At 61.3% G+C, this 20,466-nt stretch carries 24 protein-coding genes; 9 read left to right on the top strand and 15 right to left on the bottom strand.

What is annotated here, in order from left to right:
• From VF515_13040 to rpoZ, 11 genes are all read right to left on the bottom strand, one after another.
• On the bottom strand, positions 1 to 634 hold a 634-nt coding region (locus VF515_13040; GenBank protein ID HEX7408563.1), incomplete at its 3' end, for a hypothetical protein.
• 306 nt (positions 635 to 940) lie between these two features.
• Positions 941 to 1,681 carry a DUF72 domain-containing protein gene (locus tag VF515_13035; protein HEX7408562.1) on the bottom strand — a complete coding sequence of 247 codons (741 nt, stop codon included), beginning with the start codon at positions 1,679 to 1,681 and terminating at the stop codon, positions 941 to 943.
• A gap of 86 nt (positions 1,682 to 1,767) precedes the next feature.
• Complete coding sequence (gene yihA, locus VF515_13030) at positions 1,768 to 2,391, bottom strand: ribosome biogenesis GTP-binding protein YihA/YsxC (protein HEX7408561.1); 624 nt, start codon at positions 2,389 to 2,391, stop codon at positions 1,768 to 1,770.
• 5 nt (positions 2,392 to 2,396) lie between these two features.
• Positions 2,397 to 3,002, bottom strand: coding sequence for a hypothetical protein (locus VF515_13025; protein HEX7408560.1), 606 nt, complete (start codon positions 3,000 to 3,002; stop codon positions 2,397 to 2,399).
• A gap of 29 nt (positions 3,003 to 3,031) precedes the next feature.
• Positions 3,032 to 3,367 carry a hypothetical protein gene (locus VF515_13020; GenBank protein HEX7408559.1) on the bottom strand — a complete coding sequence of 112 codons (336 nt, stop codon included), beginning with the start codon at positions 3,365 to 3,367 and terminating at the stop codon, positions 3,032 to 3,034.
• A 25-nt stretch (positions 3,368 to 3,392) separates the two neighbouring features.
• Entirely contained in the window at positions 3,393 to 4,124 is a 732-nt protein-coding gene (locus tag VF515_13015) for a competence/damage-inducible protein A (GenBank protein ID HEX7408558.1), read from the bottom strand.
• A 34-nt stretch (positions 4,125 to 4,158) separates the two neighbouring features.
• Positions 4,159 to 5,808 carry a thiamine pyrophosphate-binding protein gene (locus tag VF515_13010; protein HEX7408557.1) on the bottom strand — a complete coding sequence of 550 codons (1,650 nt, stop codon included), beginning with the start codon at positions 5,806 to 5,808 and terminating at the stop codon, positions 4,159 to 4,161.
• 111 nt (positions 5,809 to 5,919) lie between these two features.
• Entirely contained in the window at positions 5,920 to 6,879 is a 960-nt protein-coding gene (locus VF515_13005) for an RNA polymerase factor sigma-32 (GenBank protein HEX7408556.1), read from the bottom strand.
• Positions 6,880 to 6,950: 71 nt separating this feature from the next.
• The gene (locus tag VF515_13000; GenBank protein HEX7408555.1) at positions 6,951 to 7,262 is read right to left on the bottom strand and encodes a chaperone modulator CbpM; all 312 of its coding nucleotides are present in this window, start codon (positions 7,260 to 7,262) and stop codon (positions 6,951 to 6,953) included.
• Between the two features lie 37 nt (positions 7,263 to 7,299).
• A complete protein-coding gene (dnaJ, locus tag VF515_12995) occupies positions 7,300 to 8,442 on the bottom strand; it encodes a molecular chaperone DnaJ (GenBank protein ID HEX7408554.1) in 1,143 nt (380 codons plus the stop codon).
• A gap of 94 nt (positions 8,443 to 8,536) precedes the next feature.
• On the bottom strand, positions 8,537 to 8,740 hold the full coding sequence (gene rpoZ, locus VF515_12990) for a DNA-directed RNA polymerase subunit omega (protein HEX7408553.1): 204 nt from the start codon (positions 8,738 to 8,740) through the stop codon (positions 8,537 to 8,539).
• A gap of 662 nt (positions 8,741 to 9,402) precedes the next feature.
• Between rpoZ and VF515_12985 the strand changes: the two genes are divergently transcribed.
• The 6 genes from VF515_12985 to VF515_12960 all read left to right on the top strand — a co-directional run bounded on the left by VF515_12985 (position 9,403) and on the right by VF515_12960 (position 13,706).
• Positions 9,403 to 10,044: a CoA pyrophosphatase gene (locus tag VF515_12985; protein ID HEX7408552.1), complete on the top strand. Its 642-nt coding sequence runs from the start codon at positions 9,403 to 9,405 to the stop codon at positions 10,042 to 10,044.
• 72 nt (positions 10,045 to 10,116) lie between these two features.
• On the top strand, positions 10,117 to 10,311 hold the full coding sequence (locus tag VF515_12980) for a MoaD/ThiS family protein (GenBank protein ID HEX7408551.1): 195 nt from the start codon (positions 10,117 to 10,119) through the stop codon (positions 10,309 to 10,311).
• A 15-nt stretch (positions 10,312 to 10,326) separates the two neighbouring features.
• Positions 10,327 to 11,265, top strand: coding sequence for an ATP-binding protein (locus tag VF515_12975; GenBank protein ID HEX7408550.1), 939 nt, complete (start codon positions 10,327 to 10,329; stop codon positions 11,263 to 11,265).
• A 33-nt stretch (positions 11,266 to 11,298) separates the two neighbouring features.
• Positions 11,299 to 12,129: a tRNA (adenine-N1)-methyltransferase gene (locus VF515_12970; GenBank protein ID HEX7408549.1), complete on the top strand. Its 831-nt coding sequence runs from the start codon at positions 11,299 to 11,301 to the stop codon at positions 12,127 to 12,129.
• A 33-nt stretch (positions 12,130 to 12,162) separates the two neighbouring features.
• Positions 12,163 to 12,900, top strand: a complete 738-nt coding sequence (locus VF515_12965) for a 5-formyltetrahydrofolate cyclo-ligase (protein HEX7408548.1) — start codon at positions 12,163 to 12,165, stop codon at positions 12,898 to 12,900.
• Positions 12,901 to 13,088: 188 nt separating this feature from the next.
• On the top strand, positions 13,089 to 13,706 hold the full coding sequence (locus tag VF515_12960; GenBank protein ID HEX7408547.1) for an antibiotic biosynthesis monooxygenase: 618 nt from the start codon (positions 13,089 to 13,091) through the stop codon (positions 13,704 to 13,706).
• Here VF515_12960 and VF515_12955 read toward each other — a convergent pair.
• Positions 13,703 to 15,151: an ATP-binding protein gene (locus tag VF515_12955; GenBank protein ID HEX7408546.1), complete on the bottom strand. Its 1,449-nt coding sequence runs from the start codon at positions 15,149 to 15,151 to the stop codon at positions 13,703 to 13,705. The two genes, VF515_12960 and VF515_12955, sit on opposite strands and share 4 nt — an antisense overlap.
• Positions 15,144 to 15,623, bottom strand: coding sequence for a response regulator (locus tag VF515_12950; GenBank protein ID HEX7408545.1), 480 nt, complete (start codon positions 15,621 to 15,623; stop codon positions 15,144 to 15,146). Before VF515_12950 ends, VF515_12955 begins: the two co-directional genes overlap by 8 nt.
• Before the next feature lie 318 nt (positions 15,624 to 15,941).
• Between VF515_12950 and VF515_12945 the strand changes: the two genes are divergently transcribed.
• The 3 genes from VF515_12945 (at position 15,942) to VF515_12935 (ending at position 18,009) form a co-directional block, all read left to right on the top strand.
• Positions 15,942 to 16,382, top strand: coding sequence for a hypothetical protein (locus VF515_12945; GenBank protein HEX7408544.1), 441 nt, complete (start codon positions 15,942 to 15,944; stop codon positions 16,380 to 16,382).
• A gap of 60 nt (positions 16,383 to 16,442) precedes the next feature.
• Complete coding sequence (locus VF515_12940; protein ID HEX7408543.1) at positions 16,443 to 17,564, top strand: 3-deoxy-7-phosphoheptulonate synthase; 1,122 nt, start codon at positions 16,443 to 16,445, stop codon at positions 17,562 to 17,564.
• A gap of 202 nt (positions 17,565 to 17,766) precedes the next feature.
• On the top strand, positions 17,767 to 18,009 hold the full coding sequence (locus VF515_12935) for a helix-turn-helix transcriptional regulator (GenBank protein ID HEX7408542.1): 243 nt from the start codon (positions 17,767 to 17,769) through the stop codon (positions 18,007 to 18,009).
• A 372-nt stretch (positions 18,010 to 18,381) separates the two neighbouring features.
• Here the strand turns inward: VF515_12935 and VF515_12930 are convergent, their stop codons facing one another.
• Both VF515_12930 and VF515_12925 read right to left on the bottom strand, forming a co-directional pair.
• The gene (locus VF515_12930; GenBank protein ID HEX7408541.1) at positions 18,382 to 19,695 is read right to left on the bottom strand and encodes a hypothetical protein; all 1,314 of its coding nucleotides are present in this window, start codon (positions 19,693 to 19,695) and stop codon (positions 18,382 to 18,384) included.
• A gap of 69 nt (positions 19,696 to 19,764) precedes the next feature.
• The coding region (locus tag VF515_12925; GenBank protein HEX7408540.1) for a hypothetical protein at positions 19,765 to 20,466 on the bottom strand (702 nt) is incomplete at its 5' end.

The following is a 20,466-nucleotide window of genomic DNA, read 5'->3' as shown; positions in this document are numbered from 1 at the left end:
CATCGACAGGCAGCGTCTGGACACGCGTGCCGTCTTGCCGGATCAGCACGATATCCGCGGGATCCAGGGCGTACGTCCGCGCTGTGGCGTTGTTGATGGTGACGCGCACGGGCAGGATTTTGCCCGCGGCCAGATCGATATCGAAGTCGACCTTCGCGCCCAGGCCGGCGACGGGCTCCATGAGCACCCGCAGGCCCTTCTGTGTTTTCCGCTCCAGCGGGCGCTGCGCCTCTTCACGTGCGGCCGTTTCGATCACGACACTTTGCACGGCCATGCCGGTAAAGGCGAGAAAAAAGGCGCGTTTGAAATCCACCTGCCCGAGAAAGCGATTGTCTTCGCTCGCATCAATGTCGGTGGTGCCGGCGTCGCAGGTGATGGCCACGGTCACACTCTGCGTGTCGCCACGTTCATCCCGCCACCCCTGTATTTTACCGGGCCGGCCGACCTGGGCAGGCTCGAGCGCAGTGATGGCAAAGCCCATCCCCTGCAGCGTGCGGTACGAGTACGAGTTGGCTTGGTCGCACGTCAGCTTCTGCTGCGTGAGCCCGTATTGTCTGACCGGCGGCGTACACGCCTGCAGCAGGAAGCCCAGCAGGAGACAGCAGAGTCCGCCTACGCGGACCACACGCGCCATGGCTGCTCCACAGCCAACGTCGCTGACTTCGGATGCCCTATGAGCGACCCGTGGAAAAACCCAGCCCCGTGCTTCGACAGGCTCCCAATGAACCGCCGCATCTCCCCACCCAGCGGTTGAAACCGCGGGCAACAAGAGCACCAAGCCCACCTGCGTGGGCTCCCCCGCCCCGCATGCGGACGGGGATGGGACGGGAGTCGCCGCAGGGCGACTTGGTGCCTTTCGTTGCCGCGAATTCATTCGCCAGGGCAGCTTCAGGCTCATGGGCAGCCTGCCGAACGGTGCTCAGATTCTTTTAACGGGCAGTTACGGCTGGTTCTCCGCCGCAACGGGCACAGCTGACCTGTGCAGCAACTCAGACAGCTTGGCCGCATACAGGGGACCCTTCCCCGCTTCCTCATGCTTGAAATAGACGAAGACGTCGGTCCACCGCGCCGCGGCATCCTCGAGCCGCTGCGCCCATGCCGCCAGGTCGGCGTCGGAATAGTCTGGCCGGCGCAATCGGAAGTAGCCGAAGTTGGCCGTCGGCTCGAATGGGGCGCTGCGATCCTCGTGCTCCGCGATGCACAGCGCCGCGTCGAAGCGGCGCAGGCACTCGTAAACATCATCGGCAAACCAGCTGGGATGACGAAACTCGAAGGCCGGACGGAATCCCGGTGGCATCTGGTGGAGAAAGTCCTCCAGCCGCGACAGGTCCCGTTTCAGGAACGGCGGCAACTGGAAGAGAAACGCTCCCAGGCGTTGCTTCAAAGCCTGGGCGGTCTCGCAAAAGTAGGTGAGCGGGTCGGCGGCATCCCGTAACTGCAGGTCATGGGTGATTCGGCGTGGGGCCTTGAGCGTGAAGTGAAACACCTCCGGCGTCTCTTTGGCCCATCCTTGCAGCGTGCGCACGTTCGCCATGCGATAGAACGTGTAGTTCAGTTCGACCGTGGAAAACCGCTGCGCGTAGTATCTGAGCATCTCCGGCTCGGCGATCTCGGCGGGATAAAATGGCCCCTTCCATCCCTTATAGTTGTAACCCGAGGTGCCAATCCAGAACGTGGTCATGTCGTGTCTCTAGCACGAGCCTCCGTGGCAGAACAACTCAGGTGTTGTCGTCGCCGCACGCACGCGAGTGTTCGATCCAGCAAACGCTACAGATTCCGCGGTTGAAACCGATGCACCAACGGCTCGATCGCTTGCCACACTTGCGGCATGCCGTCGCCGGTGCGCGCGGAGCAGAGGACCATGGCCACCACGCCTGGCAAGCGCTCCGCTTCGAGCCCGTGAGCTCGGCGCAGGCGCTCGCCGTACGCGAGCTTGTCGGCCTTGGTCGCCACCAGGATCGCAGGGATCTCATGCGCGTGGAGGTATTCAATCAGCCGCCGATCGTCGGCCTCGATCCCACGGCGCAGGTCCAGGATGATGACGACCGCGCACAGGTTGGCGCGCTGGCTCAGGTAGCTCTCTACGAGTTGCTTCCACTGCTCTTTGACGCTCAACGGAACCCGCGCGAAGCCGTACCCGGGCAGATCGACGAAGACCAGCCGCTCGTCGATGAGGAAAAAGTTGATCTGCTGGGTGCGGCCAGGGGTCTTGCTCACCCGGGCCAGGCTGTGGCTCCCGACGAGCCGATTGAGCAACGACGATTTGCCGACGTTCGACCGCCCGGCAAAGGCGATCTCGGGATAGCGCAACTGCGGCAGGCGCCCGCCATCAGCGGCGCCGGCGAGGAACTCGGCGCTATGCACCCGCGGCTGAGGCGCACGCGGCGGCAAGCGGTTCAACCTGCCTTGGCGCCGGCTTTGATCGATTTCTCGATGCCGCGGATGGTGTTCACGTAGGTCTCGCGGTTGGCGCTCTCAAGCACGGATTGAGGAAACGGCACCGCGATCTTGTCCGTCGAAACGGAGGTGTAGACGAGCCGTGTCCTGGCACCATCCGGCGACGCCTCCAACTTGTACTCTCCCTCGATGTCCTGCGCCTGGGATTTTACCGTCTTGAAGGTAATCCGATGTTCGTCGGCAAACAGGGTCCATCGCATGGTAAAGTTCTGCAGCGGCAGGTTGAGTGACAGCAGGTTGATTTCCACCAACTTGGTGTTGTCCTTGCTGTCCAGGAGCTTCGAGAGCTTGATGTTCTCGACGGTGTTCTGGCTGTTTTCCACGTCCCAGATCGCCTGCTGCACCGCGGCGACAGGCGCATTGATGAGCGACACGTAATGAGTGTGGGTCACCGCGTCCTCGTGCTCAACTTTCTCCTCGACGATTTCTTTCATCGGCCCCGCCCACTTCGCCGCCTCGCGGCGCACACCGATGGCCATGTAGACGACAAAGGTCACCACGCCGAGGAGCACCACTGCAACGGCCGCTAGAATCTTCTTATTCATCGCATCCTCCACCAGCGCGGCGAGCGCGCTCAGTCGTTGGAGTAGCTGCGCCCATTGAACAAGAGCGGCTCCTCTCCATGCAACATGGCCGGCGTCACCACGTAATTGCCGCCGAGAGACGGACTCCACACTTTTTGTGCGGTGTCGCTATCCCCAACGGTCATCACATACGCCAAGCTTCCGGTCAGCATGCCCAGCCCGGCGTACACGACTTTCACCGGCATGTAGACGGCGTTGACCGCCACGGCCAGCACGCCCCATCCGGCGTCCCCCCAGTAGTTGCCGCCGTTATCCTTGGTCTCCGCCAGGACCCCACGCGACAGGAAGCACACGGTGAGCCCGATCAACACTATTTTCCGCCACATGATTTCCCCTCCTTCATCCTCCATCTCATTCCGTGCGGACAATCAGATCCGCCGGAAGTTGCGCCACCAGGTGGTCGAACGCACGGTCAACGTAGTCCCTGTCCTTCGACTCCACGGTCACACGCACCAGGTATTCCGGATCCCCCAACTTCGGATACGAGCCCATTTGCACGTGCGGAAACGCCTCCAGCGTCTCGTTCAAGTGGCCTGCAATCATGCTCTCGGCCACGCGCATGTATACCACGCGCAGGAAGTACGGATCGACTGCAAAGCGAGACCGCATGCCCAGAAATTTCTCCCGGAACAGCTCCGGGATACCGGGCAGAACATAGATGTTCTCCACTTGAAGGCTGGGGAAGTTCCGATCGCCGCCAAAGATCAGCTCGGCCCCCTCGGGCACTTCCGCCAGTTTGAGGCGGGCGTCGTTGATCTTGTCGCCGAAGAACTCGCGAATCTTCTCCTTGAGCCAGGGATGCAGAATGACGCGGCGATTCAGTCCGAGCGCGACGCCGGCTATGGTGACGTCATCATGCGTCGGTCCGACGCCGCCCGAGGTGAACACGACATCGAAGGCCGGTTGATAGGCGCGGACGGCTTCGGCGATCGCGTCCAGTTCATCCGGAATGACAAGAATACGCCCCAGGGCCACGCCCAGCGTTCGTAGTTCCTGGCAGAGAAAGGCCGCGTTGGTGTCCACCACTTTCCCCGAAAGGATCTCGTTGCCGATTACAATGATGGCTGCGGTCTTGTCTTGCATACATTGGCCAAGAGCGGCACCTCAGGCCATCGGATCAGATCGACACCGCATTTTTCCGGAACTCACTGCTGCCGAGTTTGATGTTCACGAGGGCGGGTTTGCCGGCACCGAGCGCACGCTCGAGGGCAGGACGGATCTGCTCGGGACGCTCGACGTATTCACCATGTCCTCCCAGCGCTTCCACAACGCGGTCGTAGCGCGTGAAGCTGAGTCCGGTGGCCACCGCGCGTTCCTCGCCGTACAACTGCACTTGCCCGCGTCGGATTTGCGTCCAGCCCGCATCATTGCCAACGACGCCGACCACGTTGATCTTCTGCCGCACCATGGCCTCGAATTCGAGGCCGTGCAGGCCGAACGAGCCGTCGCCGTACACGATCACAACCGGGCTCTGGGGTTTCGCCAGCTTCGCCGCCATGGCATAGCCCGGCCCCACGCCGAGCGTGCCGAGCGGGCCTGGGTCGAGCCAGTGCCCCTGCTCGTAAATGCGCATGACCGATGCCGCCGTCGCCACGAAATCGCCGCCGTCGCCGATGACGATCGCGTCGCGTCCCACGGCGTCGGCGATTTCCTTGCACGCTCGCAGCGGGTTGATCGGCACCGCGTCCGATTCCATTTCTGGGCGCATGCGCTCCCATTTCTGCCGTTCGCGCTGGCGCATCGCATCGAGCCACGGTTTCACCATCGCGGCGCTGAAGCCCTCCGACGTCGCCAGATCAGTCAGTTGCTGCATGACGATGCCGGTGTCCCCAACAATACCCACATCGATCGGCCGATTACGCCCAATCTCACCGCCGTCGAGATCCACTTGGATGATCGCGGCGGACGGGTTGAAGTGGGATTCGCGTCCGTACCCCAGGCGGAAATCCAGCGGTGTCCCAAAAATGATCACCACATCGGCTTGGTTCAGCGCCTCCTTGCGGGTCATGGAGAAGAAGTAGGGATTGTCGGGCGGTAACGATCCGCGCCCCAAGCCGTTGACGTAGATGGGCATCCCGAACGTCTGGGCAAACACCGGATAGGCCTCGCGGCGTTTTGACCAGCGCAGCTGGCTGCCGACGATGGCCATCGGCCGCTGCGCTTTACGCAGCAACTCAAAGGCGCGCTCGATGTAGACTGGATCGCCCGCGATGCCGGCTTCGGTCCGATACTGGCTACGGAAGACCACCTGTTCTTCGTCGTAAACGTTGAACAGCTGGTCGATGGGCATTTCCAGATACACGGGTCCCGGCACGTTGGTGGTCGCGATACGGAAGGCCGTGCTGACGTACTCGGCCAGACGGCGTCCTTCGGGCACCGAGGCCGCCCATTTCGTGATCGGCCGCATCAGCTCCACGTGGTTCATGTCCTGCAGCGAGCCCATGTCGGCCAAGGGCCGCGGACCTTGTCCACCGAAGATCAGCATGGGGATGTTGGCGCGCTGCGCGCTGGCGACACCGGTGACCGCGTCGGTCAGTCCCGGACCGGCGGTGACCACCGCCACACCCGGTCGCCCCGTCACCCGTGCCCACCCATCGGCGGCATGGGCCGCCGTCTGCTCGTGGCGGACGTCAACGACCCGGATACCTTCATCGAGACAACCGTCGTAGATCGGCATCACGTGCCCACCGCACAGCGTAAACACGTAGGGAACATCTTCCGCCTTCAGTGCTTTCGCCACCACCCGGCCACCGTGTATTTGCGCCATGCTTTTTTGATCCTCTTGACGGGCGAGACTATACAATTGCGATACTACTGCCGCAACCGCTGGTGGCGCGATTCGCCAAGGGCAGCGCCAGCGATCAGCGATGCGCGTCGCCTAGCGGATGATATCGTTGACAGCGTCCTCTACGTCCTTGCATTCAACCAAGAGATACGCCTTGAGCTTCTTCTTCACCCGTTCTTCGATCTGGCGCACACGTTCACGGCTGATGCCGTAACGGTCGCCAATATCCTGCAAGGTCAGGGGCTCCTCCGCCATCAGCCGCCCCTCGAAGATGACGCGATCCTTGCCGGTGAGCGTCTCCCCGAATTCTCTGACCTTCTGCGAAATCAGCTCGCGCGACTCGGCGGAAGCGACCTCATCCTCCACCGTGGCATCCTTGCTCGGCAGGAAGTCGAGCATCGTGGCGCTCTCCCCCGCTTCGACCGGCGTGTCCACCGAGAGATCGCGGGCGGAGAGCCGCTGCTCCATTTCCACGACTTCCGACTCTTTGACGTCGAGGCGTTGGGCCAAAAGCTTGGGTCCGGCGACGAACCCTTCCGCTTCCAGGCGATCCTTTTCTTTCTGCAAATTGAAGAAGAGCTTCCGCTGCGCTTGCGTGGTGCCGATCTTGACCATGCGCCAATTGTTCATCACGTACCGGATGATGTAGGCGCGGATCCACCACACGGCATACGATGGGAAGCGGATACCGCGATAGGGGTCGAATTTTTTCACCGCCTCCATCAAGCCGATGTTCCCCTCCTGCACCAGATCCAGCAAAGTGCGAACCGCGTGTTGATACTCACGCGCGATCATCACCACGAGCCGCAGGTTTGCGGTGACCAGGCGGTACGCCGCCTCGATGTCCTTGTTTTCATGATACTGGACGGCAATGCGGTGCTCTTCTTCGCGGGACAGCAAGGCGTAGCGGCGGATCTCGGACAGGTAGCGTTGAAGGGGATCGTAGCGGACAAGCGCGCCCCTCTCCGGCCGTTCCTCAGCGTCCTCTTCATTCTCCAGCCGGAGATCCTCGGCAGGTTCCGGCGTATCCTTTTCGTCGAGTTCGTCGCTCATTTGGTCCGGCGTCAGTGAAAATGTAAACTCATTCCTCGGTGCCAGCAAGTTGCACGGCTGGTGCAGGCGGCTCAACGCCCCAACTGACGCCGCATTTCCGCAACCAATGCGTCCAGAATTTCCGAGAATTGGCGCTGCATGGCCAGCATCGACTCTCGCATGTGGATGATCACCTCGGCGCCGGGCAAATTCACATCCAGTTCGCCGGTGAGCATCAGCACCAGCCGCACGCGCTCAACATCCTCGGCGGAAATCACCAGATCCCCCTCAGCAGTGCGCTTGAGGTGGATGAGATCCTCCGCCTCCAAGGCGTGCAAGAAGTCGATGCTGACATGGAGCTCCGACACAACCTCGCAGGCCTTCAAGTAACGGTGCTGGCTCACAACACGTCACCTCGACGCCAACGACGTCAGCTTCGCTTTACAAGCGCAATCCACTGCGCAGATCTTTACCATATGCAGATTCCACTGTCCGAATGGCTTCTCGAACTGCCTCGCTGCCGTCGACCGGCACCTGGACCATCAAGCGAACGTAGAGATCGCCGCGCGCTCCGCCCTTGAGGGCGGGCACCCCGTGGCCGCGGATACGGAGCAGCTTGCCGCTTTGACTGCCGGGAGGAACTTTCACACGCACCTCGCCATCCGGCGTCGGCACGGAGATCGCCCCACCCAAGGCCGCCTCGCCAACCGTCACCGGCACGTCGAGATACAGGTCCGAGCCACGCCGTTCGAGCAGCGGATGTGGCCGGACGCCGACGATGATGTACAAATCCCCTGGCGGGCCACCGCGGCTACCGGGTGTGCCCTTGCCAGCGACTCGGACTCGCGACCCAGTGTCCACACCTGCCGGAATATGTACGGTGAGGCGCTCCTGGTGCGAGGTCTGTCCCCGTCCGTTGCATGCGGAGCATGCCCGCATCCCGACCCGACCTGCACCGTGGCAGCGCGGGCAGGTTCGTCCGAACGCAATCGGCCCGCGGCCGATCTGGACACGACCGCGCCCTTGGCATTCGGGGCAGGCGGTTTCGGATGACGGGTCATGACCGGAGCCATGGCAGGTGGCGCAGGCATCCCCTCGTTCGAGGGTGATCTGTGTGGAGACTCCTCGCACCGCATCAAGCAAACCGATATTCAAGGAGGCCTCAGCATCGCGGCCAGGCTGCGGTCCTGACCGAGCGGTCTGTCCGAAGAGGTCACCGAAGACATCTTCGAGGTTCTCGTAACGGCCGCCCTCTCCAGATCGGCCAAATCCGCCTTCCCCAAACGGACCGGCACCTGGCCCTTGCTGGCGTGCGCTCCATTCGCTGTGTGCGCGTGCGCGCGCCGGGTCGAAACCGGTCTGAACCCCGTCCAGGCCGAATTCGTCGTACAGTTTCCGTTTTTCGGGATCGCTCAGGATGTCGTGCGCTTGTGCGATCTCTTTGAAACGTTCCTCGGCTTCTTTGTTGCCGGGATTGACGTCGGGATGGTGGCGACGAGCAAGCTTGCGGTAGGCTTTCTTGATTTCCTCGGCACTGGCGTTACGTTCGACTCCCAGTACGCGGTACAGATCTTTCCCTGCCATGGGAGGAACAGCCCTCAGCGGCAGTTATCAGCCGTGGATACTGAGTCGCGAGCCTCAGAGCTGACACGGATTTCCGCAGTGAGGACGTGGAAACTCAGGACTCCTCCACGTCCGGGTACCTCATCGTCACCTTGCCCTCGGCGATTTCACGCAGGGCCGCAACCACTTCTTTGTTGTCGCTATCCACCAACGGCCGCGCCCCTTTCAGCAACTGTTTCGCCCGCCGGGCTGCCAGCAGTACCAGTTGAAATCGGTTCGGCACCTTCTCCAGGCAATCTTCGACGGTAATCCGCGCCATTTCGCCTCCTGTTGAATGCTTCTGTATAGCGAAAATCCGGCGGCAGTGAAACCCCGGCAACGGGATGTCTCGAAGCCTTGCCAGCATCCAGCCGCGGCGGTTTCCATGACCAGCCGTTACGCCGGTCTCTGGCGCTTGACAGACATCGGTGGGAGCACTACGGTTTGGCCAGTATTATGGGCGTCCTGGAAAAGCTGTCTCGTTTGGTCATTGGTGGAAATGCCGGTACCGCAAGCGAGGCCATTGCCGCGTTGATCCAGTCATATATCGATTGCGCCAGGTGCACAGCACAGCTGGTGCGACACGCCGAACTGGCCCCTCAACGTTACAGCGCCGACGCGTTGAGGCTCCTGGCGTCGGGCGAGGCGAAGCAACTCGAGCGCCTGCGTCAGGCACTCGAGGCTGCAGGAGCCGACGTTCCGTCTGTCTCATCCGGGTCACCGTCGCGCAGCGCGTTGAACCATTGGGCTCGTCTCCTCCAGGACCTCGAGGCTCACCGTCGTTCGACGCAGCGTCTGCGGGAGCTGGCAATACGGTTCGCCGAAACATTCCCGCAAACGGCAGGGCTTTTCGAAGGGTTGTGCCGGGAGGAGCTCCTCCACTGTGAAGACCTCCGTACCCTGATCGCCCGTGCCGATCCTCAGGCCTTGGATTAGACAGACTTGGCGTATGGCATTCCGTGGACAGCCCCGGCTGAACGCGGCGGCAAGATCCTTGCGACCGACATCTCGATGAAGATCGACTGGATCCAAGAGTGCCTGCTGACGCATCGGCCTTCTGTATTGCCGGGCAACGGTTATTCGCGCGCTGCCGTGGCTGTAGTGTTGCGCGAAGGCGACGGTGGGGCTGAGTTCGTCGCCATCCGCCGCTCTCAGCGTGCCGGTGACCCGTGGTCAGGGCATATGGCGCTGCCGGGTGGGCGGCAGCATCCGTCAGATGACGACTTAGTCATGACCGCAGCACGCGAAACCCACGAAGAAGTCGGCATCGATTTACGCGGACAGGGGCAACTGCTCGGGCGTCTGGACGAGTTGCCAGCCTTCGCCGGGGGTCGGCCGCTCGAGTTGGTCATCACTCCCTTCGTGTTCGCGGTGAGCGATCCGGTGCAATTGGTCCTGAATCATGACGAAGTCGACCGTGCGCTCTGGGTCCCACTGTCGTTCCTGCGAGACCGCGAGGCCCAAGGGAGCATCCGGTTTAGCCTCGGCGGTCAGGAAATGGAACAGAATGCTTTTCTGTATCAGGGACACACCATCTGGGGCCTTACCTATCGGATTCTGACGGGATTGTTGGGGGTGCTGTGAACGCATCCGACTGCCCCCGTCAGTCCTTGCGTTGACTCTCAACCTGGCTTTTCTTATTGTCGCTCCCTTCACATGCAAATCACGTTATTGCCCCAGCACAAGCAGATTGAGCTGGACGGACGCCGTCGCGTCGCGGACATTTTGCGGGATTTGGGGTTTCTGCCTGGAACCGTCATGGTCATCCGCGGCAATGAGCTAGTGTGCGACAGGGAGTTCATCGAGGCGGACGACGCGATAGAGATTCGGAACGTCATCTCTGGTGGGTAAACGCAGGGCAGCCAAATGAAGTGTAAACGCTGCCAGTCCAAGGCCGAAGTGCAGATCCGGCACGGCAACTCCGCCTTCTGCCGCGGCTGTTTCATCTTTTGTTTCCAACGGCAGGTTCAGCGCGCCGTCGAAAAGGAGAAGATGTTCACTCGCGACGAGGAAGTGCTGGTGGCCGTTTCCGGAGGTAAGGACAGTCTCGCCCTCTGGGATGCCCTGAACGACCTTGGCTATCGCACCACAGGCATGCACCTGGCGCTTGGGATTGGATCCTATTCGCACATCTCAACGCAGAAAACGGAGGCCTTTGCCGATAACCGAGGGTTGCGCTTGATCACGGCGCGTCTGGAGGACGACGGGCTGGCGGTCCCAACGGTGACGGCCAACACGCACCGCCCGGCATGCGCCGCGTGCGGCACCCTCAAGCGCCACTACTTCGACCGTCTCGCTTTCGAACATGGCTTTCCGGTGCTTGCAACCGGGCACAACCTCGACGACGAGGCCGCCCGGCTGCTGGGCAACGTGCTACACTGGCAGGTGCGCCATCTCGGTAAGCAGCGCCCGGTGCTGGAATCGACGCACGAGCGCTTTGTCCGTAAGGTCAAGCCGCTGTTTCGGCTGAGCGAATATGAATCGGCGGTGTACGCATTCTTTCGCGGCATCGACTACGTCGTCGCGGAGTGCCCGAACAGCGTTGGGGCAACGCAGTTGATTCACAAGGAGGCGTTGAACCGTCTGGAAGCGGCGATGCCGGGGACGAAACTCAGCTTCGTGCAGGAATTCCTCCGAGTCGGAAGGCCGGCATTTTCGGGTCACGTTGATGGAACGCCGGGTTCGTGCGAACGATGCGGGATGCCGGCATTCGGTTCCTCGTGCGCCTTCTGCCGGTTGATCCGCGAAGTCGAAACCAAGCGGCAGCGGCGCACCAGCACCTCCACGGCAAGCGAAAACCACTGAGTACGTCCCACAACACGTCAGAGAGGTCCTGCAATGGAGCGACCGGAAAGCGGCCAGCTACGAGCCGGCGATAGCGTCCTGTTCATCGACTCAAAAGAACGCGAGTACTTGCGCGTGCTGCGCGCCGGCGCTCGCGTGCATATCCGCGGGGGGATGATACAGGCGGACCATCTGATCGGACTTGAGGAAGGTCGCATCGTCTATAGTACGGCAAAAGAGCCGTTCCTCGTGCTGCGCCCAAGCTTTGCGCAGCTCATTCCCAACTTGCCACGCCGCGCGCAAGTCATCTATCCGAAGGATATCGGCCCGATCCTGCTCTGGGGTGACATCTATCCAGGTGCGACGGTGATCGAGATCGGCGCCGGTCCGGGGGCGCTGAGCATGGCATTGCTACGTGCGGTCGGTCCGCAAGGGCGCGTCATCTCCTACGAGGCGCGCGCTGATTTCGCGGAAATGGCGCAGGACAACGTGCGGCAGTTCTATGGCACGGCCCCCAATTGGACCGTAAAGGTGGCTGATGCTTTCGCCGGCCTCGAGGAACGCGGGGTGGATCGCATGACCGTGGACCTCGCCGAACCCTGGCGGCTCCTGCCCGCAGCAGCGGAGGCGCTGCGCAGCGGAGGGCTCATCGTGGGCTACCTACCAACCGTCATGCAGGTCAAACAGTTTGTCGACGGCCTGCGAGATCACGGCGGTTTTGCAGCGATCCAATCATTCGAGACCCTGGTCCGCTTCTGGCACATCAAGAACCTCAGCGTTCGCCCCGAGCACCGCATGATTGGTCACACCGGTTTCATCGTCATCGCTCGGCGCGTAAGCGAGTCCTCCATGCAGAATCGCGTTGACTCACAGGCGGGCTTGTAGTACCGGTTTTTGTGCATCTCGTAACGATCTTCCATGACGAAAGAGGACATTCGCCAGAGGGTGCGCACGCGGCTCATGCTCGCCGGCGTGGCACGCTTTCCAGGGGTTGATGCGCGCATCCCCAACTTCGTTGGCTCCGATCGCGCCGCACAATTGCTGTGCGAGCTCCCTATGTGGAAACGCGCCAAGGCCATTAAGATCAACTCGGATGCGCCACAGCTTCCCATCCGGCGCGCGGCGTTGCGCGAGGGCAAGATCGTCTACCTGGCAATGCCGCGACTGCGCAGCGAGCGTTGCTTCGTCGAGTTGGACCCGAACCGACTGGGCGCGAAGATCTTTCGTGTGGGTAGCATCACGGGCGCCATGCAGTTCGGCCGCTTGATCGCACCGCACGAGATGTGCCCCGTCGACCTGGTCGTCTGCGGATCCGTAGCCGTGAACCGCCAAGGTGCACGCCTGGGCCGGGGCGGCGGCTACGGCGACCTGGAGTACGCGCTTTTGCGCAGTGAGGGAAAGATCCGGGAGTACACGCCGATTCTCACCACCATCCACCCGGCGCAAATTATCGACGACCGGCTGCCCATGCGCGGGCACGACATCCCCGTCGATTTCGTCATCACTCCGGATCAAGTGATCGCGGCGCCGAGCCTGCATCCGCGCCCGCGTGGCGTAATCTGGGAGATCCTGCAGGAGGAGAAGATCCTCTCGATTCCTCTGTTGCGTAAAGGTAGGCGCGCAGCGCGCAGCACGCCCGCACCTCGTCAGCTCTGAAACGTCCCGTCGACTGCGGCACCGAGGGCATCTCCACTCCTGCGCGTGCTGACCGGGCGGCGCTTCCACCAGGATGGTATCCGCCGTTGCGTCACATCTCTGCTCCTCCCTAACCGCCGGATTACAACACCTGCGTCGGCGGCGCGAGGTGCTTGAGTTGTACGGCAAAAAGGGCAATCGTGGACCTCATGAAGAGACCGATCGCTGAATTGCTGACGATGGAACACAACGCCGGCGCGGAGTCAGCGCGGACGCAGTACGACCGCGAAATCTGGCAGATTCTCCGGCGCAAACAAGGTTATGTCACCCACCGCATATACCAGGACCTCACGGAGCCACGCCACCTGCTGGTCTACTCCGAGTGGGAAAGCAAGAAGGCCCTCGACGGCGCCCGCCAGCACCTGCAAGGGACGCCGTTAATGCGACGGGCCCGTGCAGCGCTGAGCGCCGCACCACCCCGACTGATCGTGGAGATTGGAGGACCCGTCACCTCCACGAAGGGGCTCGCTCTTCCGGATGGCGCGGTGGCCGCCCGTATCCTCATCCACCTAGTCAGTAACGGCGACAAGTGGCACGGGCAGGAAGAGAAGTTGTGGCGCACGCTTTCCAACCAAACGGGCCACCTCGCCAGCATTGTGTTTCGCGGGTTCGAAGAGCCCTTGTTGGTGGGGTCGTTCTCACACTGGGTCGACGCCGATGCCTTCGAGCGGGCGCGCGTGCACTTCGACGAAGTCGTTACGCTGGGTGGCGCCGAGCCACCCTCTCAACAGTTGGAGTACCGCCTGTACCGACCTCTCCGTGATTAGCCGCGTGCGGCCGGCAGCTCGACAATGAAGGTCGCACCCGCATTCGGCGCGCTCTCCACTGCCACGCTCCCGCCGTGCGCTTCAATCATTGATTTTGCGATGAAGAGGCCGAGCCCCGTGCCGTCGGCCTCGCTGGTCGGCGAGAGGCGTTGATACTTCCGGAACAACTGCGGCACCTGCTCCGGAGGAATCCCCGGCCCGGTGTCGCTGATGCGCACTTCGACCATACCATTGTGACTGCCGGTATCGACGCGCACCCGGCCACCGCGAGGGGTGAACTTGATGGCGTTGCCGATGAGATTGATGAACACACGGTCCATCTGCGAGCGGTCCACATACACGATTGGCACCGGCTGGAGATTTTCGACGACCTCGATATTCTTGGCGCAGGCCAGAGGATGCTCGAACTGGACGATGTGGTGCAAGATTTCATTGATACTGATCTCGACTTGGTGCAAACGTAGGGCTCCGGCCTCGATCTTTGAGAGGTCCAAGAAGTTCGTGATCAGGTGTAGTAAGCCACGTGCACTGGAGTCGATGCTCACCAGCATCTCGCGCCAGTCCGAGTGGAGGGCACTGTCGTTCAGCAGGATCTCGGCGTAGCCAACGATGATGCTGATGGGGTTCTTCATGTCGTGAGTGACCATCGCCAAAAAATCCGCCTTCATCTGTTCGATCTGGCGTTGATCGGTCACGTCGCGCCCGATCCCCTGGAAACCGATCACCTGGCCCTTCTCAGACATGGGCCGCGTGGCCACCTCCAGAACCGTCGTGCGGCCGCTTTTCGAAGCCAGGTGCACCTCGGTGGCCGACTGCCGTTCCGCCCGTAGGCTGCGTTCCCGCAGGCCCTGCGCGCGGGTGGGCGTGGTCGATGCGAGACAATCGTCGAGATGTTTGCCCTCGATCTCCGCGCGGTCGATGCCGGCGATATCGACGAAGGCTTGGTTCACCTGCTGCAACACGCCGGTGTCGTCGCACACGAAGATCGCGTCGGAGGCATTATCGAACAATTCGCGGAAGCGCTCTTCCGAGGTACGAACGGCTTGATTGAGGGCCTCGTGCTCATGCAACAGGCGCCGCCGCTCTCGGTTGCGAGCGAGCACCAGCCGCAGATCGTTCAGGTGGGAAAGGTCCGGCCGTTTCACGATGTAATCCCACGCACCGAGGTGCATCGCGTCGACAGCAACCGTAGCGTCATCAACCCCGGTCAGCATGATGACGCACACCTGCGGAAACTCCGCATGGAGTGTCCGCAACACGTCGAGTCCGTCTCCGTCAGGCAAACCGCGGTCCAGCAGCAGGAACTCCGGCGGCTGCCGCCGCACCCGTTCGAGACACGCGCTCCCATCTGCTACGTGGCTCACCTGGAAGCCAGCCCGTGTAAGCGTCTTCTCGACGAGACGGGCCTGACCGGGATCATCCTCGACGAGGAGAATGTCACCCATTGACTGCTGCGCTGCTTTGCTTTCCATGATTCTCCGGGAACTCGATGACCTCGATGAACATGCCCAGCTTGGCTACGCGATCGATAAAGCATTCGACACCCACCGGCTTGACGACGTAGCCGTTTGCGCCCATCTGATAGGCCCTGTTGATCTCAACCTGGTTGTCCGTGGACGTCAGCATGATCACGGGGATGTTCAACAACTGCGGATCGCCTTTCAGGTGAGCAAGCACCTCGAAGCCGTCAAGACGCGGCATACGCACATCGAGCAAAACAATGCTTGGAAGCGGGTAGTCAGTGTTGTTTTGAGATGAGCTGGCCCGGGAGAAGTAATCGACTGCCTCCTGACCGTCGGTCACGCGCAGCAGACGGTTCACCACACCGGCCCGGCGCAGGTTTTTCTCAAGCAAACGGGCGTGACCGTCATCATCTTCTACCAAGAGAATGACAACCGACTTGCGTCCTTCTATCACCACAGACCTCCAATCTCGAGCGTAAGCAGCTAACTCTCCGAACGAATCATGTGACAACGCAAACTGCGTGCCAGAGAGGGGTCGTCTCGGCTGTTTTCGTTATCGTTTTGGGGTTGTTCCGGCGACGAAAACTATTTGACGCTGGTGCGTTTTTGGACGGCGGCTGCTACCGTCTTCTACGCTTGCGTTCGCACTTGGGGTCAGCTAATTGCGGCAAAACTGCGCTGAGTCTAACGGGATGAAGCGGGTAGGTTGATCCGGGCTGCTGCTCCACACACCTTCGGTAGCACGCGGCAGCGAAGTCGTAGGAGGGACAGCATGACGCAAAACGCAGACGGAAAGCACGAGAGCACGCTGGGAACCATCTTGGGGTGGGGAAGCCTAGCGGTGTTGTCAATTGCCTTCGCCTGTTACGTGGGCGCGCCGCTCCTCATGGGCGAGCGGTGGGCGGACAAGAAGAACGATGCCATCGATCTGGTCAGAAACTATAAGCCGCTGGGAAACGAAACCCTGTACGACATGATCCGCGCGTACCCGCAAAAAGCGAAGGCGCAAGACGTCTACGTTGGCGAATTCAGCTGGGACGCAACTCAGCGCGAGGGGCCGGAATACGAGGTGACGCTTCTGTGGACCGAGCGCTCCGAGCGAAAAGTCGCGCTTTGGCGGGTCAACTTGCAGACCAAGGAAATTCGACCGCAAGGCAACGAAGCCGCTGGTCTACCGCAGCGGATTGCCAGCGGAGCGCCACCGACGGCCTAGGAACTACATGCGAGCGCTCCGCACTCGGCGTCTCTCGGGTAAGGCAAGATGCTAGTCAAAATGCGACTTGGCAGCAGCACCGATGAGGTGCGCGCCATTCTGGATCGCTTGGCCGATCTCGGCTTCAAGACCGGCATCCTCACGGGCGAAGAGATCACCCTGATCGGCGTGTACGGGGACATCAGCCGACTCCCGAGTGGCGAAATCGAAGAGATGGCCGGGGTCGAAGCATTGATTCCGATCTCCCGAGCCTACAAACGGGCGGCCCAGAAAGGCTCTCCCGGACACTTGGTCCACCAACGGGTAGCGATCGGGCAGGTGATATGCGGAGGACCGGACCTCGTAGTAGTCGGCGGGCCGTGTTCAGTCGAGAGCGAAGCCCAGATCATAGGGGCGGCTCTCATGGTCAAGGCCGCCGGCTGCAAAGCCCTGCGCGGCGGAGTGCTCAAGTACCGATCCAGCCCCTACAGCGGGTGGGAAGGACTTGGGGCCACCGGACACGAATCGCTCCGCGAGGGACTAGACTTGGTGGTCAAGGCTGGCAAGGAATGTGGGCTTCCCACGGTAGTGGAGATCCTCGATCCCGCTGACGTACCCATGTACGAGGATGCGGGTATCGACTGCCTGCAGGTTGGGGAGCCCAATTCGAGAAACCAGGCCCTGCTCAACCGCCTGCGCAGCACCCCGCTCCCGGTCATACACAAGCGCGGCAATTCCGTCGACACGGAAGCCTACCTCCTCTGGGTTGAACGCATCATGTCTAGCGGGAAGGAAAACGTCATTCTGTGCGAACGTGGCATGACGACCTGCAACCGCTACACGCGAAACACACTCGACCTGGCCAGCGTCGCCGCCTTCCACTACCAACTCTCAGGACTCCCGGTTGCCGTCGATGCCTCCCACGGAACCGGGATTCGCGACCTCGTTCATCCCATGACCTTGGCGGGCATTATGGCCGGCGCTTCGGTTGTCCTCGTCGAGGCACATCCCAACCCCCTGATCGCCAAATCGGATGGCTTTCAGGGTCTCTTTCCAGAGCAGCTCACTGCCCTCGTCCGTGCATGCGACGAAGTATGGAGGCTCCGGCTGGCACTCGACCGCACATACCTTCCCTCCGCCTTACTCGAGGAAAAATACCGCGCCACAGTTCCAAACGATAGACACCGGTTCTTCGGTAGCTAATCAGCCAAGCCGCTCGCAGCCGGTGCCTGCCGCTCTGCTCGTCACCAAAAGCACCGCTTCTCGAATTGGCGCCATAGCCGTGACAGACGGTCACTCGATTTCAACCACCACCTGATTATCAATCTACCGTGGCACCTGACTTGCTCTCTCATTATGGCAAAACGTGCAGCCAGGGCTGCAAGAATACCGGAGGAACTCTCTCATGTTGGAAGAAGCTGCAGAATACGTTCGGACTCTACGCCGGGAACTTAAAATGACGCAAGAGGAGTTCGCTCATGAATTGGGCATTACAGTCGGCACAGTGAACCGCTGGGAAAACGGGCGCTTTCGTCCGAGCAAACTCGCCAGGGCAACACTGGTCGAGTTTGCCGAGCGACACGGCCACCACATCGCAGGCCTTGCTAGAAACAACGCCCACAGCGAAGCGCCCCAGCCACAAGCTTGATTGCCGAGTGAGCCACCTCACGCTCCGTTTGCTCGCCGGGGAAAGGCTGTTGCCGAATTGACGACACCTACTTGTTCGCCAACGAGACTGATCGGAGCATCTCCGTTGGCGTAGCGCCGGAATGGCCGCCTTGCGCGCATTCGAACATCTCCGCTCTCCAATCCGCCGCAAGCGATAAACCAAGATCCTGCGATTGGCGAGATTGTCCTCAACCACAAGAATCTTCTTCCTTACCATCGCGCGCGTCCCTACCGGAGCAATAAACCCCAAGATTTCCACACCCCCAAAACGCAGCCCACGCGGGTTAAAAAAAAGGGCCGGTCGCAAACGCGACCGGCCCCTCACATGCCAGGCAAGCCTAAGGCAAACAGCCTACGGCACGCTTACGTGAAGCGTAACCACATCGGCCTTCCCTGAGGTCCTACCGGAGTAGTGGAGATCAAACGCATCGGAGCCTCTCGGAAAAGCGGCCGTCCCATGCACGAACTCCTCAGCGATGCCGAGCAAGCCATGGCCCTTATCGAGCTCGGTACCGTTCACCGGGCGTATTGTCGTCTGCCCGACGAGGGTGCCCTGAACGGCGTAGCTAAAAATCGATGCATTCTCATTGCCCGGCAACGTGTCGAGCTGCGACAGCTGTGTCTCCTTGAAGCAGCGAAGGGAGGTGCTCGAGGAGAACCGCTGCTCGAACTCGTTGTAAATGAGGAACTGAACCGTCGTAGCCGGTGTTACCGCAGCCCCCACCAACCTCAGGTCCTCAGTACACGGAACCAGCGTCAGATCGGTCGTGATAGGATCCGTCGCATTCGGCATGTTGAAGGCCCCATCAAACCAGTGATTCAAAATCAGTTGACTCGGGCATCCAGCGTATGTCGCCGTCCCGCACACCGCGCCCGGCGCCAAATTTGCCCCGAGGCAGAGAACCGATAGACAGGTACCGCCTCCAGTGCATTGCGAGTCCAGCGTACACGTACTTCCCTGCGCTGTTCCACCCACACACCTCAAGCTCTGAGCACTAAGGTCTGACTTCGTCGCCTGCACGCCAATTCCGTTGTACGAGCGTACATCGACGCCACCCGTTGGTGGCACTCCAACCGCCACTTCGTAGATTGTCGCCTCACCCTTCAAGTCGTTAGCGTTTCTCGGCGGGCCGGTCTCGCTCATCACCTCAACGCACTTCAATTCCCCGACGAAAAACTGCTCGGGGACCTCTGGAATCGTCTGTGACGATCCCCCGCAGTTCCCTTCGACCGGAAGGACCACCCCCGAATTGGCACTCCATCCGATGGCCTGTCCGGCACTCAGCGTGACCCAGAAGTTGCGCTCTTGGCAATCGGCGGTAGTTCCACAGATGCCTCCCGTGGCGCAATCGTGGCTCGTCCGGCACGGCCTCGTAACGTCATTCGTGCAGTGCTTCGTCGCATCGACGTAGGCGCACTCCACAACCCGGCAACCCGTGTCAGTGCCGGCAGCTTCGGCCGTATTTGTCAGCTGGATCAGTGTATCTACTTTGCGCCCCTGCAAGAACAGGTCCGTGGAGTCCACGACGACTTTCGGAAACACGACGTAACCAGCGGCAAGGTCCGACGCAACCATCTGCGCCTGACCGCGCTGGGCCATTAACAGGACGACGGCAACCACCGCGACTCCACCGATGAGAGCAATCGACCGTACCCGGTTCTCCATCGCCCGTCTCCTTTCGACCAATAAGCGTCTACGCACCGCACCCTCGCGCATCAACATATCAGCACCTCATCATGCGCCAGGCAGGCGAATCTGTGCGGTAGGTAGCGGACAAGTCCCGCCGGCGCCGCTGCAATCGATGTTAGCCGTGCAGGATTTTCCCGGACTGGTTCCACCAGTACAGAAGCGCGGGCCCGAGCACAGCCCGCCGCCACAATCGGCGTTGCTGTTGCACGAGCTGCTGATACTGCTGACACCGCTGCACGTCCCACCGGTTCCCGTGCACGGGGCGTTTGTCAGGCAGGGGGCTCCAGCATTGTCGCCCCCGGTACAACCGCCGATGCACTGGCCCTCCATGTGTACGTTCACCGCCGCAGTTGCCGTCTGCCCGACGCTATCGGTGAAAAATGACTCAGCCACCGCGATGACCGGCCCACCCTTTCCAGAACTGATATTGACGCTCTCGAAAGTCGTGTTGTGGTTAGTAAGGCACACGCGCCCGTAACCTGCCGCGCAGCTCGAGCTGGTGTCGAGAGTGAAGCTTTCCCAGCAGGACATGTTCTTCGAGCCACTGATCGTGTGCTGCTCCTCGTCTTTACCTTTGAAATTGAGGGTCACCGCCGTGGGAACCAGCGCATTAAAATCGAGATTGCACGGAAGCACCGTCACCATCGTCGTAACCCCGGTGAGCGGGGCGCACCTACCAGTCGTACAATCGCTACTCACGTTGCACGCCGCGCCACCGCTGCATGCTCCGAGAAAGCAGACCTGCCC

It is taken from the genome of Candidatus Binatia bacterium, assembly GCA_036382395.1.
Taxonomy (GTDB): Bacteria; Desulfobacterota; Binatia; order HRBIN30; family HRBIN30; genus JAGDMS01.
This window is presented reverse-complemented; position numbering and strand designations above follow the sequence as displayed.